This window comes from Actinomadura hibisca NBRC 15177, assembly GCF_001552635.1.
GTDB classification, from domain to species: Bacteria; Actinomycetota; Actinomycetes; order Streptosporangiales; family Streptosporangiaceae; genus Spirillospora; species Spirillospora hibisca.
Map to the genome: position 1 here is coordinate 17,240 of NZ_BCRO01000014.1, position 14,746 is coordinate 31,985.

The following is a 14,746-nucleotide window of genomic DNA, read 5'->3' on the forward strand; positions in this document are numbered from 1 at the left end:
ATCCCCAGTGTCGCCCACCGGGGCCGGGGCTCAGTCGGCGGGGCGGAACAGGACGTAGGACTCGCCCTCGCCGGGGTGCACGAACGCCGCGCGCAGCGGCAGCCCCTCGCGCAGCGCGGCGCGGTCCACACCGTCCAGGCGGGCGTGCAGCCACGGCCCCTCGGCCAGCTCCACCAGCGCCAGGAAGGCGGGCGGGGGAGCGGTGCCGTCGTCGGCGGGCCGCCCGTGGGTGACGGTCCAGGTCACCAGCGTCGCGGTCCCGGCGGCGGGCGCCCACTCCAGCTCCTCGTCGCCGCAGCCGGGGCAGGCGACCTGGTCGGGCGCGAACCACAGGCCGCAGGGCGCGCACCGCTTGATCACGAGCCGGTCGGCGGCGGTGCCGTCGAAGAAGGCGTCGGTGCGGCCGTCCCGCCGCAACACGCCGATCTGCACGCCTTCCATGGCTAGGCCCCCTTCCGGTGCGGGCTGACGATCAGCGTGGAGTGGTGGTCGAGGATGCCGCCGTTGCCGCTGACCAGGATCACGTCGTTCTTTCCGGCCTGGCGCTCGCCGCCCTGCCCGCGCGCCTGGATCACCGCCTCCGACAGCGGCGTCATGCCCCACATGTAGTAGGCCGACAGCTGCCCGCCGCCGGTGTTGGTGGGCAGCGCGCCGCCGGGCCCGAGCGCGCCGGACGCCGCGAACGCGCCGCCCTCGCCCTTGCCGCAGAACCCGTAGTCCTCCAGCGACACCAGCACCGTGTAGGTGTAGCAGTCGTACAGCTCGGCCACGTCCACGTCGGCGGGGGTGATCCCGGCCATCTTCATCGCGACGGGGCCGGAGGTCGCCGCGCCGGTGGACAGGCCGAACTCGCTGCCGCGCTCCTTGCGGTGCCCGGGATGGCCCTGGCCCCAGCCCCACAGGTGGACGGGCGGCTGCGCGAGGTCGCCCGCGCGGTCGGCGCGCGACACGACGACCGCGATCGCGCCGTTGGACACCAGGCAGCAGTCCAGCAGGTGCAGCGGCTCGGCGACCCAGCGGGAGTCCTGATGGTCGGCGAGGGTGATCGGCTCGCGCATCTGGGCGAGCGGGTTGCGCGCCGCCCACTGCCGGGTGCTGACCGCGATCGCGCCGAGCTGCTCGCTGGTGGTGCCGTAGCGCGCCATGTGCCGCTGCGCCGCCAGCGCGTAGAACGCGTTGACGCTGCGGAAGCCCAGTGCGGCGGTCATGCCGCCGAACCCGTACCACTCGGGCGCGTCCCGGTGGTAGGCCGAGCCCGCCGACTGCTTGGGCTTCAGCGGCGCGTCGGCGAACACGCACGCGACCGTGGTGGCCGCGCCGCTCAGCACCGACATCGCCGCGTAGGACACCATGGCCCCGGCGGTCGCGCCGAAGGAGTTCATCTGCGACAGCAGCCGCAGGTCGCGCAGGCCCAGGGTGTCGGCCAGCTCGATGCCGGGCGAGCCGCCCAGCCCGTGGCTGACCAGCAGGCCGTCCAGGTCGGTCAGGTCCAGCCCGGCGTCGGCGACCGCGAGCCGCACGGCGTCGGCCGCGAACCGGCGCGGGCTGCGCCCGTACACCCTGCCGAGCTCGGTCATGCCGAGCCCCACGATGCTCGCGCCACTACCCATGCGTCACCGCCAGTGCCTCCTTACGTCCGGTACCCGCGCCACGGTACAGAACGCGGTTCGGTTCACGCCACGCCGGGTGACAATGATCACCGGCCGATCACCGGCCTGGTCAGCGGCTCCGGAACGCCGCCCGGTAGGACTGCGGCGAGGTCGCCACCCGGCGCGCGAAGTGCGCGCGCAACGTCACCGGCGACCCGAACCCGGCCTCGGCGGCGACGCGCTCGACGGGCAGGTCGGTGTCCTCCAGCAGTTGTTGCGCCCGGTGGACGCGCGCGGCCAGCAGCCATTGCAGCGGGCTCGCCCCGACCTGCTCGCGGAAGCGCCGCGTCAGCGTCCGCACGCTCACCGCCGCGTGCCGCGCGATGTCGTCCAGCGTCAGTGGCCGGTGCAGGTTGGCCTCCAGCCACGCCAGCGTCGGCTGCAACGCCGCGCCGGTGTCGCACGGGTCCTCGTGCCGGATGAACTGCGCCTGCCCGCCGTCGCGCTGGAGCGGCATGACGATCCGCCGCGCGGTGCGCGCCGCCGTCGCCGAGCCGTGGTCGCGCCGCACCATGTGCAGGCACAGGTCGATGCCCGCCGCGACGCCCGCCGAGGTCAGCAGCGCGCCGTCGTCCACGAACAGCACGGCCGGATCGACCTGCACGCGCGGGTGGCGCTCGGCCAGCCGCCGCGCGTAGTGCCAGTGCGTGGTGGCCCGCCGCCCGTCCAGCAGCCCCGCCGCGGCCAGCACGAACGCGCCCACGCAGATCGAGGCGATCCGGGCGCCGCGCCCCGCTGCCGTCCGCAACGCGTCCAGGACTTCGGCGGGCGGGTCGGCCCGGACGTCGTCGAGGCCGGGGACGACGATCGTGTCGGCCGTGGCCAGCGCGTCCAGGCCCCAGGGGGAGTCGATCCGTATGCGCCCGAACGCCGCCGCGCTCGCCGCACCGCCCGGCGGTGCGCACACCCGCGTCTCGTACAGCGGCGTTCCGGCGGCGTCGGTGGTGGTGCCGAACACCTGGCCGGGCACCGCCAGATCGAACGCCACGACCCCGTCGAGGGCGAGGACGGCGACCACGTGCATGGCTGGAATGTAGCGGACCTCGGCTTTCCAGCCACTGGCCGGGCTGCCCGCCCCGCCCCAGGATCGGGGGCATGAGCGATCACTTCACCGACTTCGCGCTGCCGGACACCGACCTGACCAGGCGGTCCTACGAGTTCGTCCGGCAGATCAGCAGCACGGCGCTGCTCAACCACAGCGTCCGCACCTTCCTGTTCGGCCGCGCGGCGGGGGAGGCCGCCGGGCTGAAGCCGGGCGCCGACTACGACGAGGAGGTGCTGTTCCTCGCCTCCGTCCTGCACGACGCCGGCCTCACCGAGCGGGGCGACGGCGACCAGCGTTTCGAGGTGGACGGAGCCGACCTGGCCCGCGCCTTCGTGACCGAACAGGGCTTGGCCGACGACCGCGCCCAGCTGGTGTGGGAGGCGATCGCGCTGCACACCAGCGTCGGCATCGCCTCCCGGATGCGCCCGGAGATCGCCCTCACCCACGCCGGCGCGGGCATGGACGTCATCGGCCTGGGTGTCGAGACGTTGCCCGCCGATCTGACCGACCGGGCGCACGCGGCGTTCCCGAGGCTGGACGGCGGGACGTGCCTGACCGACACGATCGTCGGCCAGGCCGTCCGCAACCCCGCCAAGGCACCGCTCGGCAGCTTCCCGGCCGAGATCGTCCGCCAGGAGCGCCCGGACGCGCCGGTGCTCGCCTGGCGCGACCTGATCGCCACTGCCTGGCAGGGCGTCGCCTAGGAGACCGTCGGGGCGTCCACGGCCCAGTACCAGTTGTTGCCCGCCTCGGAGAGGCGCCACTTGACGGTCATCCGCTGCGCGCCCGCCGGGACGGTCACCTGGATCTTCTCGACGGCGGCCTTGGCGTCGGCGGTGTAGGTGCGCACCACGGTGTCGGGGCCGCCGTCGAACGACACCAGCACGGTCCCCTTCTGCGGGCCGTCCTGGAGGTAGTGGGAGGAGTAGGAGAGCGTCACCCGCGCCTTGCCCGCCACCGTGTACGGGGCCGAGACCAGCGTGGAGTTGAAGGTGCCGCTGGAGGACTTGTCGGTCCACTCGTCGGGGTCGGCGACCGCGAACACCCCGCGCGCCCGCACGTTGCCCTCGCGCTGCTGGCCCCGGTCGGTGGCGGTCCAGAAATCGTCGTTGGCGAAGGTCCAGCCGCGCCACTCGGTGACGCCGCCGGTGCCCATGCCGGTGTTGTCGATCCGCCACCCGCTCGGCGCGGTCTTGGTCCAGCCGCGCGTGGTCGTGGGGATGCCGGTCTCGTCCACGCGGGCCTGGAGCGAGCCGGTCAGCCCGTCGAAGACGTCGGCGGGGGCGGTGCCCACCGGCGCGCCGTCCAGGACGGCCGGGCGGGCGATGCCGAGCCGCGCGAGCACGGTCGCGGCGACGTCCACGTTCTTCAGCGAGACCGGGGACGATCCGGGCGTGATCCCGGCCCCGGACGCCACCACGAACGACTGCCGCTCCTGCGCCGACGCGCCGCCGTGCCCGCCGGCGTCGGTGTGGCCGTGGTCGCTGGTGACGATGAAGGTCCACCGCTCGGCGGAGTAGGTCGGGCGGGCCTTGACGGCGGCGATGACCTGGGCGATGCGCCGGTCGGCGTCGGCCAGCGCCTGCCGGTACTGCGCGCTGGCCCCGCCGTAGGTGTGCCCGGCGATGTCGGGCTGCCCGAAGTAGACGAACGAGGCGTGCGGCCCGACCTGCCTCATCTGCGCCACCGCGTCGGCGGCGATCTTGGGGTCGTCCACGGTGTAGCCGTCGGCGTCGCCGTCGAGCACGTACTCGCGGTCGAGGGGGCCGGTGATGACGTTGTCGCCGATCGGCTTCCAGTCCACCGCCGCGTAGGTCTTGAACGCGGGGTTGTCGCGCTCGACGCGGGTCAGGAAGTCGGGGTGCCCGGCGATGTCGTTGCCGCTGAAGGAGTTGTCGCGCACCTTGTGCTTGTCGGGCCACACGCCGGTCAGGTCGGTGGCCCAGCCGGGCCCGCTGGAGGTGGCGGCCATCGGGGAGGCGTACAACCACGCCGGGCCCGACCGCCCGGAGGCGATCAGCGACTTGATGGTGGGGACGTCGGAGGCGAGCAGGCGGTCCCAGCCCGCGCCGTCGAGGCCGAACACCACGACGTGGTCGGCGCCGGGGGTCGCGGCGGCACGGGCGGGGGAGGCGGTGGCGGGGGCGGCGGTGACGGGGGACAGCGCGGCGGCGGCCAGGGCGGCGGCTCCGGCCAGCACGATCGTGCGACGAGGCATGAGCACCCTTTCGTCAGGGGGTTCCGCCGAGAATTGCAACAGCGGAACCGGGCAGCGCCCAGAAGGTTCCGGCGATGCCCGCCATAGCCGTGGCCTATGGCCGCGCCCCGCCCGAGGTGAGGGCGGCGCGCGGCGACGGTGGACGGCCCCGGTTCACCTGCTTTTCACACGCCGGGGCCCTTTGGGGACGGCGGAAAAGGGCCGGAACGGCGAACGGCCGCGTCCCCGGGGCGACGGGGACGCGGCCGGTCTCGCGGCGCGCGGGGGCCTGCGCGGTCAGGTCGCCAGGACCGCCTGCAGGAAGTCCCGCGTGCGCTGCTCGGCGGGATCGCCGAAGATCTGCTCGGGCGGGCCCTCCTCGACGATCTGCCCCTGGTCGAACATCAGGACCCGGTCGGAGATGTCGCGGGCGAAGTGCATCTCGTGGGTCACGCACAGCAGCGTCAGGTCGCTCTGCCGGGCGATGTCGCGCAGCAGGTCCTGCACGCCCACCACCAGCTCGGGGTCCAGCGCCGAGGTGACCTCGTCCAGCAGCAGGACCTTCGGCTGCATCGCCAGCGCGCGGGCGATCGCCACCCGCTGCTGCTGGCCGCCCGACAGCTGCGACGGATGCGCGTCGATCTTGTCGGCCAGCCCGACCATGTCCAGCAGGCCCCGGGCCCGCTCGACGGCCTCGTCCCTGGACACCCCCAGCACGTGCACCGGGCCCTCGGTGAGGTTGCGCAGCACGTTCATGTTGGGGAACAGGTTGAACTGCTGGAACACCATGCCGACCTGCTTGCGCATCTCGTGCAGGTGCTTCTCGTTGGCGGGCACGCGCCTGCCGCCGCGCTCCATGTGCGACAACGACCGGTCGCCGATCCAGATGACGCCGTCGTCGACCTTCTCCAGCGTCATCAGCAGCCGCAGGATGGTGGTCTTGCCCGACCCCGACGGGCCGATGAGCGTGACCCGCTCGCCTGGCGCGACGGTGAAGTCCAGCTCGCGCAGCACGACGTTGCCGCCGAACCGCTTGACCACCTTCTCGAACCGGATGCCCGGCGTGTCCCCGTGCGGCAGCGGCGTCTTCGACGGTGCCGTCTCCGGCAGGGGTGTCTTGGACAGCGGCGTCTTCGGCGCCTCCTCGGGCGTGGGGGCTTCGGGTGTGGTGTCAGTTGGTGGCATAACGCCTCTCCAGGCGGCGGATGATGAGCGAGGAGACCACGCTGACGATGATGAACAACGCGGCCACGACGGTGAGCGGCTCCAGGAGCTGGAGCGACTTGGCCCCGGCCTGGTAGGCGGAGTTGAGCAGCTCGACCACGGTGATGCCCATCAGCAGCGGTGAGTCCTTGAACATGGCGATGAGGTAGTTGCCGAGCGTCGGGATGACCCGGCGGAACGCCTGCGGCAGGATCACCGACCGCCACACGCGGCGGCGTGGCAGGTTCAGCGCGGTGGCCGCCTCCCACTGGCCGCGCGGGACGTCGGCGATCCCGGCCCGGTACACCTCGGCGGTGTAGGTGGAGTAGTGCACGCCCAGCCCGATGATCCCGGCGGTGAGCGCGCTCAGGGTCAGGCCCCAGCCCGGCAGCACGAAGAAGACGAACGCGAGCTGCACCAGCAGGGGAGTGCTGCGGATGAACTCCGCCACCCAGTGCACCGCCAGGTTGAAGGCCCGGCTCGGGGTGCGCTGGAGCAGCGTCCACACCAGCCCCAGCACCAGCGCGATGACGTAGCCCAGCAGGGTCGCCGCGATGGTGATCCGCAGACCGCTCAGCAGGTCCGGCAGGATCTCGCCGGTGTAGTTCCAGTCCCAGGACATCAGCCGACACCTCCGACGCCGGGCGCGCCGGCCGCGACCGTGCGCAGTTCCGGCTGGCCCTTGCGCGGGCGGCGGCCGAGCATCCGGTCGGTGCGCCGTTCCAGGTAGCGCACCAGCAGTTGCAGAAGCTGGGCGATCACGAAGTACATCACCAGGATCGTCGCGAACACCGCCGCGGTCTCACCGGTGGCGGCGCGCAACTGCTGGGCCCGGAACATCAGGTCGGCGATGGTCACCAGCGACACCACCGCCGTCGCCTTCATCAGTTCGATCAGCAGGTTGCCGAACGGCGGCAACATCAGCGCCACCGCCTGCGGCAGCAGCACCCGCCGCATCCGCTGCGCGGGCGTGAGGTTCAGCGCGACAGCGGCCTCGTACTGGGCTTTTGGCACCGCGTTGATGGAACCGCGCACCACCTCCGCGCCGTAGGCGCCGTAGTTGAGGCCCAGCGCCAGCACGGCCGCGAACATCGGGGTGAAGCGCAGCCCGATCAGCGGCAGCGAGTAGAAGAACCAGAACATCAGCACCAGGGCCGGGGCCCCGCGGAAGAACTCCACGTAGAACCGGCTGACCGCGCGCGGCGCGAGGCCGCGCGTGGTTCCCAGCACGCCGAACAGCAGCGACAGCGCGAGGGCGAGCACGGCGCTGTACACCGTGAGCTGGAGCGTGATCCACGAGCCCCTCAGCAGCAGCGGGAAGCTGTCGAGGACGTCGGACATCGGCGATCAGCCCTTGCAGAACTTGGCGGCGAGGTCGTCCGCGCCGGGCATCTCCGCCTGGGTGAAGCCGAACGGCTGGAGGATCGGCAGCAGCCGGTTGCCCGTCTTGAGCTCGGCCAGCTTGCCGTTGAACGCCTTCAGCAGGTCCGCGTCGCCCTTGCGGAACGCGAACGCGCCCGCGCCGAACTGCTCCTTGCCGTCCACCACCGGGCTGAACGCCTCGGTCACCTCGAACGGCTCGCCCTCGTGCTTGGACAGGATGTCGGCCAGCGAGATGCGGGTCAGCGCGATGGCGTCGACGCGCCCGGCCTTCAGGCCCTCGTAGGCGCTGGGCTGGTCCTCGAAGGTCTTGATGTCGCCCTTCTTGACGCCCAGCTTCTCGGCGTACTGACCCTCGACCGCGCCGGTCAGCACGCCGAGCCTGGCGCCCGCCTTGGCGGCGTCCTCGAACTTGAGGATCTTCTTGGGGTTGCCCTTGGGCACCAGGAACGCGCTCTTGGCGACGTACTCGGGGTCGGAGAAGGCGACCTGGCCGCACCGCTCGGGGGTGACGAACATGCCAGCGGCGATCACGTCGAAGCGCTTGGCCTGCAGGCCGCCGATCAGGCCGCCGAAGGCGACCTGCACGCCCTCCACGGTGCCGATGCCGAGCTCCTTGAAGATCACCTTGGCCAGCTCAGGGGCCTCGCCGGTGAGCTTGCCGGACTTGTCGGTGAACCCGTAGGGGGCCTCGTTGGCGAAGCCCACCCGGATCCTGCCCTCCTGCTTGGCCCGGTCCAGCGTGCCGCCGCCCGCCTTCTCCTTGTCGGGGTCGGTGGTCGAGCAGCCCGCCGCGGCCAGCGGGACGGCCGCGCCCAGCAGGGCCGCGGTTCGCAGGAAGTCGCGCCTGGAGGAAGTCATCGTTGATCTCCTGGGGGTGTGCCACCGCGCCCGCCGGCGGCCTCGGGGCCGGGCGGGCGCGGGGACGGGGGTGAGGATGTGGAGTTGTGCCCGAGGATCAGGCAGCCGGGTCAGGCGACCGGGCCGGGCGGCCGGGTCAGGCGACCGGGGTGAAGTCGCGCGCGCCGATGAAGTCGGGGCGGTGCGCCGGCGCGGAGAAGGGCTCCACGCAGGTGTTCTCGACGCTGTTGAAGACGATGAACACGTTCGAGCGGGGGAACGGGGTGATGTTGCCGTTCGAGCCGTGCATGCAGTTGCAGTCGAACATGGTCGCCGATCCGGCCGGGCCGGTGAACAGTTCGATGCCGTGCTTGTCGGCCAGGATCGACAGGCTGTCGGGGTCGGGCGTGCCGATCTCCTGGCCGCGCAGGGACTCCTTGTAGTGGTCGGCGGGGGTCTCGCCGACACAGGCCACGAAGGTGCGGTGCGAACCCGGCATGATCATTAGCCCGCCATTGTGCACGAAGTTCTCGGTGAGCGCGATGGAAATGCTCACCGCGCGCATCCTGGGCATGCCGTCCTCGGCGTGCCAGGTCTCGAAATCAGAGTGCCAGTAGAAGTCCTTGCCCGTGAAGCCGGGCTTGTAATTCACCCGGCTCTGGTGCACGTAGACGTCCGAGCCGAGGATCTGCCGGGCCCGGCCGACCACGCGCGGGTCGCGCACCAGTTCGGCGAACACCTCACTGATCTTGTGGACCTCGAAGATGGAGCGGACCTCGTCCGAGCCGCGCTCGGTGACGGTGCGCTCGTCGGCCAGGATCGCCGGGTTGCTCGTCAGGCGGCGCAGCTCGGCGCGGTAGGTCTCGACCTCGGCGGGCTCCAGCAGCTGGTCCACCGTCAGGTAGCCGTTGGCCTCGAACGAGTCCAGCGTCGCGGCGTCGATCGGGCCGCCGTCGGGGGCGCCGTACACCACCGGGTCCTGGCGGTACAGCAGCGCGGCCTCGGACGCCTTGCGGGTGGGGTAGGCGTCGTCCAGGCTCGGATGCGATTCGATGATGCTCATGCGTCCTCCTCGGTGAGCAGCGGGTAGACACCGTTCTCGTCGTGGACCTCCCGGCCGGTGCAGGGCGGGTTGAAGACGCAGACGGTGCGCACGTCGGTGTGGGCGTGCAGGGTGTGGTGCTCGTGCCCGTTCAGCAGGTACATGACGCCCGGCTCGATGCGGTGCTTCTCGCCGGTCTCCTCGTCGACCAGCTCGCCCTCGCCCTCGATGCAGTAGACGGCCTCGATGTGGTTGGCGTACCACATCTTCGTCTCGGTGCCCGCGTACAGGACGGTGTCGTGCAGGGAGAAGCCGACCTTGTCGTTGGCCAGCACGAGACGGCGGCTGCGCCAGGTCTCGGCCCGCACGTCGCGTTCGGTCTCGACGATCTCGTTCAGCGAACGCACGATCATGGGATGTCTCCTTCGGTGGGGTCGCGGTGGCCGTGGTGCGCGGTGGTCCGGATGCGCGGTGGCTCGCGCTCAGACCGTCACGGCGGGGCGGGCGGCGCCCACCGACTCGGCGATGATCTCCAGGCCGCGGGACAGGTCGGCCTCGCTGGTGGTGAGCGGCGGCAGCAGCTTGACGACCTCGCCCTCGGGGCCGGAGGTCTCCATCAGCAGCCCGCGCTGGAACGCCTCGGCGCACACCCGGGGCGCCAGCTCGGGGTCGTTCATGACCAGGCCCCAGGCCAGGCCGCGGCCGCGCACCGAGTCCACGGCGCCGGCGTTGAGCAGGGCGATCTCGTTGAGGCCCCGCTCGACCAGCTCGCCCTTGGCGCGGGTCTGCTGCTCCAGCGCGCCGTCGGCCCAGTACTCCTCCAGGGCGCCGGCGGCGGTGACGAACGCGGGGTTGAAGCCGCGGAAGGTGCCGTTGTGCTCGCCGGGCTCCCACACGTCCAGGCCGCGCCGGAACAGCGTGACCGCGAACGGCAGGCCGTAGCCGCTCAGCGACTTCGACAGGCACACGATGTCCGGGGTGATCCCCGCCTCCTCGAAGCTGAAGAACGACCCGGTGCGGCCGCAGCCCATCTGCACGTCGTCGACGATCAGCAGCATGTCGTGCCGCCTGCACAGGTCGGCCAGCCCGCGCAGCCACTCGGCGGTGGCCACGTTGATGCCGCCCTCGCCCTGCACGGTCTCCACGATCACCGCGGCGGGCTTGTCCAGGCCGCTGCCGCTGTCGTCCAGCATCGTGTCGAACAGCAGGAAGTCGGGGGTGCGGCCGTCGAGGTAGTTGTCGTAGGGCATCGCCACGCCGTGGCCCAGCGGCACGCCGGCGCCGGTGCGCTTCATCGAGTTGCCGGTGACCGCGAGCGCGCCGAGCGTCATGCCGTGGAAGGCGTTGGTGAAGCTGACGACGGTCTCGCGGCCGGTGTACTTGCGGGCCAGCTTCAGCGCCGCCTCCACCGAGTGGTTGCCCGCCGGGCCGGGGAACTGGACCTTGTAGTCCAGGCCGCGCGGCCCGAGCACCGTCTCCTCGAACCGCACCAGGAAGTCGCGCTTGGCGGCGGTGTACATGTCGAGGCTGTGCACGATGTTGTCGCCGGCCAGGTAGTCCAGCAGCCGCTGTTTCAGCTTCGGGTTGTTGTGCCCGTAGTTGAGCGTTCCCGCGCCGGCGAAGAAGTCGAGGTAGGTGCGGCCGTTCTCGTCGGTGATGTGGCTGCCCTGGGCGGTGGTGAACACCGTGGGCCAGCCCCGGCAGTAGCCGCGGACTTCCGATTCCATGCGGGCGAAAACGTCCATGCTGTCGTCCTCCGGGAGGTAGGGGTGGGATAGCGGGCGCGCGGGGGCGCGCCGGAAGATCGTGGCGCCGGTCGGGCGCGGGTCGGGCGTGGCTCAGGCGCGGGCGGGCAGCGGGCCGATGCGGAACAGCACCTCGGGCTCGTGGTCGCCGGGCAGGTGCTCGGGGCCGAACAGCGGCGCGCGGGTGACGGTGCAGCCGTGGTCGCGGGCGAAGGACTCGAACATCGCGGTCGAGGCGGTGTTGCCGGGGGTGACGGTGGCCTCCAGCCAGCGGTGCCCCCGGGCGGTCAGCCGGTCGGCCAGGCCGTCCAGCATCCGGCGGGCCAGGCCCCGTCCCCGGTGCGCGTGGTCCACCGCGACCTGCCAGACGAAGAAGGTGCCGGGGTCGGTGGGGCGCACGTAGCCGGTGACGAAGCCGCAGGTCCGGTCGCCGTCCTTGGCCACCACGGAGGTGTCGGCGAAGTCGCGGCACCACAACGTGTAGCTGTAGGGCGAGTTGACGTCCAGCACCCGCGAGTCGCGCGCCATCCGCCACAACTCGGGGCCGTCTTCCAGGCTCGGCTCCTGGAGTCGTACGCCGGCGTTCGGGTCGGGACGAGGGGTGGTTTCCAGGGGATGCGCTGCCATGGGGAAAGAAGCTAGCGAATCTCCGACGTGCATCGTTATCGATTGTTCGCGCGGAGATGTTTGGGCCGCCGACGGCCCGGGTATGAAGGATCGCTTGTCAAAAGCGGGTCTTTGTCCGCGCCGTTCCGGGGGCGAAACCGAGCGCCGTTCCGGTGTCTGTCCAGCGGGTATCGCGGGAATGGCGGACGGCCGCGCCGCCGCGATCACCGAACGCAACTCTAGTGATTTACCGGAAACTGACCAGATATTCCTGGTCTCATTTCTGTGAGGTGAATCACGTAATCTGGCCGTCATCTTCACGCGGTGCGAGCGCGTCACCGCGCATCGCGGGAGGTCGTCGTCTTCCGGCCGGGCGCGGAAGGGGAGTGCGGCGCTGCCGCTCGTCCTTACCGTCCGGCCGCTTTCAGCTTTCTTCTAGGTAGGCGTCAGATTGTCTTCGGGCCAAGCGTTCGAAAGCGCCGGAAAAACGCGGAGGGCCTCCGCGCGGTGCGCGGAGGCCCTCCCTGGCGGGGCGTGCGTGGGTGCGGCGTCGGATGAGGCGTGCGGGTCAGCGGTCCTTGGCGAAGCGGTCGGTCGCCTCGATCAGCCGGTGCAGGATGCCCGGCTCGTCGAAGGAGTGCCCGGCGTCGTCGACCATGTGGAACTCCGCCTCCGGCCACGCCCGGTGCAGGTCCCAGGCGGTGGCGGGCGGGGTGCACACGTCGTAGCGGCCCTGCACGATCACCGCCGGGATGTGCCGGATCCTGTCGACGTCCCGGATGAGCTGCTCGTCCTCGAAGAACCCGCCGTTGGTGAAGTAGTGGTTCTCGATGCGCGCGAACGCCACCGCGTAGTCGGGCTCGCCGAAGTGGTCCACCAGTTCCTTGTTCGGCAGCAGCGTGATCGCCGAGCCCTCCCAACGCGCCCACGCCCGCGCCGCCGGGAGGCGCACCTCGGCGTCGGGGGAGTTGACCCGCTCGGCGAACGCCGCGATCAGGTCCTCCCGCTCGTCCTCGGGGATCGGCGCGATGTACTCCTCCCACAGGTCGGGGAACAGCAGCGAGGCGCCCTCCTGGTAGAACCAGTACAGCTCGAACGGGCGCAGCGTGAAGATCCCCCGCAGCACCAGCTCGGTGACCCGGTCCGGGTGCGTCTGGGCGTAGGCCAGCGACAGCGCGCTGCCCCACGAGCCGCCGTAGACCAGCCAGCGGTCGATGCCGAGGTGCTCGCGCAGCCGCTCCATGTCGGCGACCAGGTTCCAGGTGGTGTTGTTCTCCAGCGAGACCGCCGGGTCGCTGGCGTGCGGCAGGCTGCGGCCGCAGTTGCGCTGGTCGAACAGCACGATCCGGTAGGCCTCGGGGTCGAACTGGCGGCGGTGCTCGGCGTTGCACCCGGCCCCAGGGCCGCCGTGCACCATCACCAGCGGCTTGCCGTCGGGATTGCCGCAGACCTCCCAGTAGATGCTGTCGCCGTCGCCGACGTCGAGCATCCCCGAGTCGTGCGGCTCGATCGGCGGGTACAGGGTTCGAAGCTCCATGATCTGTGATTGTTCCATCTCACATCGGATGCCCGGCGGGGCGTCCGAGGTGGCGCGATGCCCGCGACGCGATGGTGAGGATCAAGAAACTAAACCCCAAACTGGGCAAACGTTCTGCGGGTCGGCACTAGAGTGCCTTGGGTGAGCCGAGCGACGAGCCGCCAGGCGAGGAGTGCAGCGAACAGGCGAGGAGAACAGTGAGCGAGCTGAACGGATCAGGTGGTTCGCGGGGCGTCCCGGACGCCGGTTCGCCCTGGCCCGTCCCGCTGGGGACCGGCGCGGGCCCCAAGCCCGAGGCGGTGCAGGCCGCGCAGCAGCCGATCAAGGCCGCCGCGCCCGGCGGCGAGCCCGAGGCGCCCGAGGCCCAGCCCTGGGACATCGTCGAGCGGCTGCGCCAGATGGCCGACCTGATCGGCGACGCGCTGGCCGCCGGGGAGCGCAAGGTCACCGAGGCGCAGAGCGACGCCGCCTCCCAGGTCACCCAGGTCCAGGCGGAGAAGGAGGCGGCGCAGCGCGACGCCGCCGCCGCGTGGGGCGAGGTGCAGCGTGCGCGTGGGCAGGCCGAGCAGGCCGACCGCCGCGCCATGGACGCCGAGCGCCGCCTGACCGAGGCCCAGAACGAGTCCGCCGCCCAGCTCTCGTCCGCCCAGGCGGAGAAGGAGGCGGCCCAGCGCGACGCCGCCGCCGCGTGGGGCGAGGTCCAGCGCGCCCGGGGCCAGGCCGAGCAGGCCGACCGCCGCGCCATGGACGCCGAGCGGCAGGTCGCCGAGGCCGAGCGCCGCGCCGGTGAGGTCCAGGCCGAGGCCGTCCAGCAGCTCGCCGCCCTCCAGGACGAGAAGGAGGCCGCCCAGCGCGACGCGGCCGCCGCCTGGAACCAGGCCCAGCAGGGCCGCGTGCAGGCCGACCAGGCCCGCGGCCAGGCCGAGCAGGCCCTCATGCAGGCCGAGCAGGCCCGTTCCCAGGCCGAGCAGGCCCGCTCCCAGATGGAGGCGGCCCAGGCCCAGGCCGAGCAGCAGCGCGTCCAGGCCGAGCAGGGCCGCGTGCAGGCCGACCAGGCGCGGGCGCAGGCCGACCAGGCCCGCGCCCAGACCGAGCAGGCCGAGCGCCGCGTCGCCGAGGCCGAGGCCACCGTCCGCCAGGCCATCACCCAGCGCGACGCCATGAGCGAGGCCCGCGACGACGCCCTGCGCGCCGTCGAGGACTCCGTCGGCGCCCGCCGCGTCGCCGAGAGCGAGCGCGACCGCTTCGCCGAGCAGGCCGGGGAGCTGTCCCGGGCGCTGGAGACCGCGCACGCGGAGCTCGGCGGCCTGCGCGGCAAGCTCGCCGAGGCCGAGATGACCGCGCAGAACCTCCAGCACGCGGTCGCCGGGGCCACCAAGCAGGCCGACGACAGCCGGCTGCGCGCCCAGACCGCCGAGGGCCGCGCCGCCGAGCACGAGCGCCGCGCCGGGGAGGCCGAGCGCCGCGCCCGCGAGGCCGAGGCCCGCGCCAAGGGCGCCGAC

At 72.2% G+C, this 14,746-nt stretch carries 14 protein-coding genes and 1 pseudogene; 2 read left to right on the forward strand and 13 right to left on the reverse strand.

The genetic code is table 11. The features are described 5' to 3' along the window. Nucleotides 1-30: 30 nt before the first annotated feature. From AH6_RS07885 to AH6_RS07895, 3 genes are all read right to left on the reverse strand, one after another. Nucleotides 31-441 (reverse strand): Zn-ribbon domain-containing OB-fold protein, encoded by a 411-nt coding sequence (locus AH6_RS07885; RefSeq protein ID WP_083982408.1) that lies wholly within the window; start codon nt 439-441, stop codon nt 31-33. A gap of 2 nt (nt 442-443) precedes the next feature. Continuing rightward, nucleotides 444-1,610: a thiolase family protein gene (locus AH6_RS07890; protein ID WP_067476019.1), complete on the reverse strand. Its 1,167-nt coding sequence runs from the start codon at nt 1,608-1,610 to the stop codon at nt 444-446. Nucleotides 1,611-1,719: 109 nt separating this feature from the next. Further along, on the reverse strand, nt 1,720-2,673 hold the full coding sequence (locus AH6_RS07895) for a GlxA family transcriptional regulator (RefSeq protein ID WP_067476022.1): 954 nt from the start codon (nt 2,671-2,673) through the stop codon (nt 1,720-1,722). 71 nt (nt 2,674-2,744) lie between these two features. Between AH6_RS07895 and AH6_RS07900 the strand changes: the two genes are divergently transcribed. Beyond that, on the forward strand, nt 2,745-3,398 hold the full coding sequence (locus AH6_RS07900) for an HD domain-containing protein (protein ID WP_067476024.1): 654 nt from the start codon (nt 2,745-2,747) through the stop codon (nt 3,396-3,398). Here AH6_RS07900 and AH6_RS07905 read toward each other — a convergent pair. From AH6_RS07905 to pip, 10 genes are all read right to left on the reverse strand, one after another. Beyond that, on the reverse strand, nt 3,395-4,912 hold the full coding sequence (locus tag AH6_RS07905; protein WP_067476027.1) for an alkaline phosphatase family protein: 1,518 nt from the start codon (nt 4,910-4,912) through the stop codon (nt 3,395-3,397). The two genes, AH6_RS07900 and AH6_RS07905, sit on opposite strands and share 4 nt — an antisense overlap. Nucleotides 4,913-5,188: 276 nt before the next feature. Further along, entirely contained in the window at nt 5,189-6,076 is an 888-nt protein-coding gene (gene ehuA, locus AH6_RS07910; RefSeq protein ID WP_083982409.1) for an ectoine/hydroxyectoine ABC transporter ATP-binding protein EhuA, read from the reverse strand. Continuing rightward, the gene (gene ehuD / locus AH6_RS07915) at nt 6,063-6,716 is read right to left on the reverse strand and encodes an ectoine/hydroxyectoine ABC transporter permease subunit EhuD (RefSeq protein ID WP_067476030.1); all 654 of its coding nucleotides are present in this window, start codon (nt 6,714-6,716) and stop codon (nt 6,063-6,065) included. The genes ehuA and ehuD overlap by 14 nt, the downstream gene beginning before the upstream one ends. Further along, nucleotides 6,716-7,435: an ectoine/hydroxyectoine ABC transporter permease subunit EhuC gene (gene ehuC, locus AH6_RS07920; protein WP_067476033.1), complete on the reverse strand. Its 720-nt coding sequence runs from the start codon at nt 7,433-7,435 to the stop codon at nt 6,716-6,718. The genes ehuD and ehuC overlap by 1 nt, the downstream gene beginning before the upstream one ends. A gap of 6 nt (nt 7,436-7,441) precedes the next feature. Beyond that, nucleotides 7,442-8,335, reverse strand: coding sequence for an ectoine/hydroxyectoine ABC transporter substrate-binding protein EhuB (gene ehuB, locus AH6_RS07925; RefSeq protein ID WP_067476036.1), 894 nt, complete (start codon nt 8,333-8,335; stop codon nt 7,442-7,444). A gap of 136 nt (nt 8,336-8,471) precedes the next feature. After that, entirely contained in the window at nt 8,472-9,377 is a 906-nt protein-coding gene (gene thpD, locus AH6_RS07930; RefSeq protein WP_067476039.1) for an ectoine hydroxylase, read from the reverse strand. Next, a complete protein-coding gene (locus AH6_RS07935; RefSeq protein ID WP_067476042.1) occupies nt 9,374-9,769 on the reverse strand; it encodes an ectoine synthase in 396 nt (131 codons plus the stop codon). Before AH6_RS07935 ends, thpD begins: the two co-directional genes overlap by 4 nt. 69 nt (nt 9,770-9,838) lie before the next feature. Next, on the reverse strand, nt 9,839-11,101 hold the full coding sequence (gene ectB / locus AH6_RS07940) for a diaminobutyrate--2-oxoglutarate transaminase (protein WP_067476045.1): 1,263 nt from the start codon (nt 11,099-11,101) through the stop codon (nt 9,839-9,841). A gap of 93 nt (nt 11,102-11,194) precedes the next feature. Next, complete coding sequence (gene ectA, locus AH6_RS07945) at nt 11,195-11,728, reverse strand: diaminobutyrate acetyltransferase (RefSeq protein ID WP_083982411.1); 534 nt, start codon at nt 11,726-11,728, stop codon at nt 11,195-11,197. Between the two features lie 547 nt (nt 11,729-12,275). Then, nucleotides 12,276-13,244 carry a prolyl aminopeptidase gene (gene pip / locus AH6_RS07950; protein ID WP_067476051.1) on the reverse strand — a complete coding sequence of 323 codons (969 nt, stop codon included), beginning with the start codon at nt 13,242-13,244 and terminating at the stop codon, nt 12,276-12,278. Nucleotides 13,245-13,441: 197 nt separating this feature from the next. Here pip and AH6_RS07955 point away from each other — a divergent pair. Continuing rightward, a pseudogene (locus tag AH6_RS07955) lies at nt 13,442-14,746 on the forward strand (hypothetical protein); the annotation flags it as partial.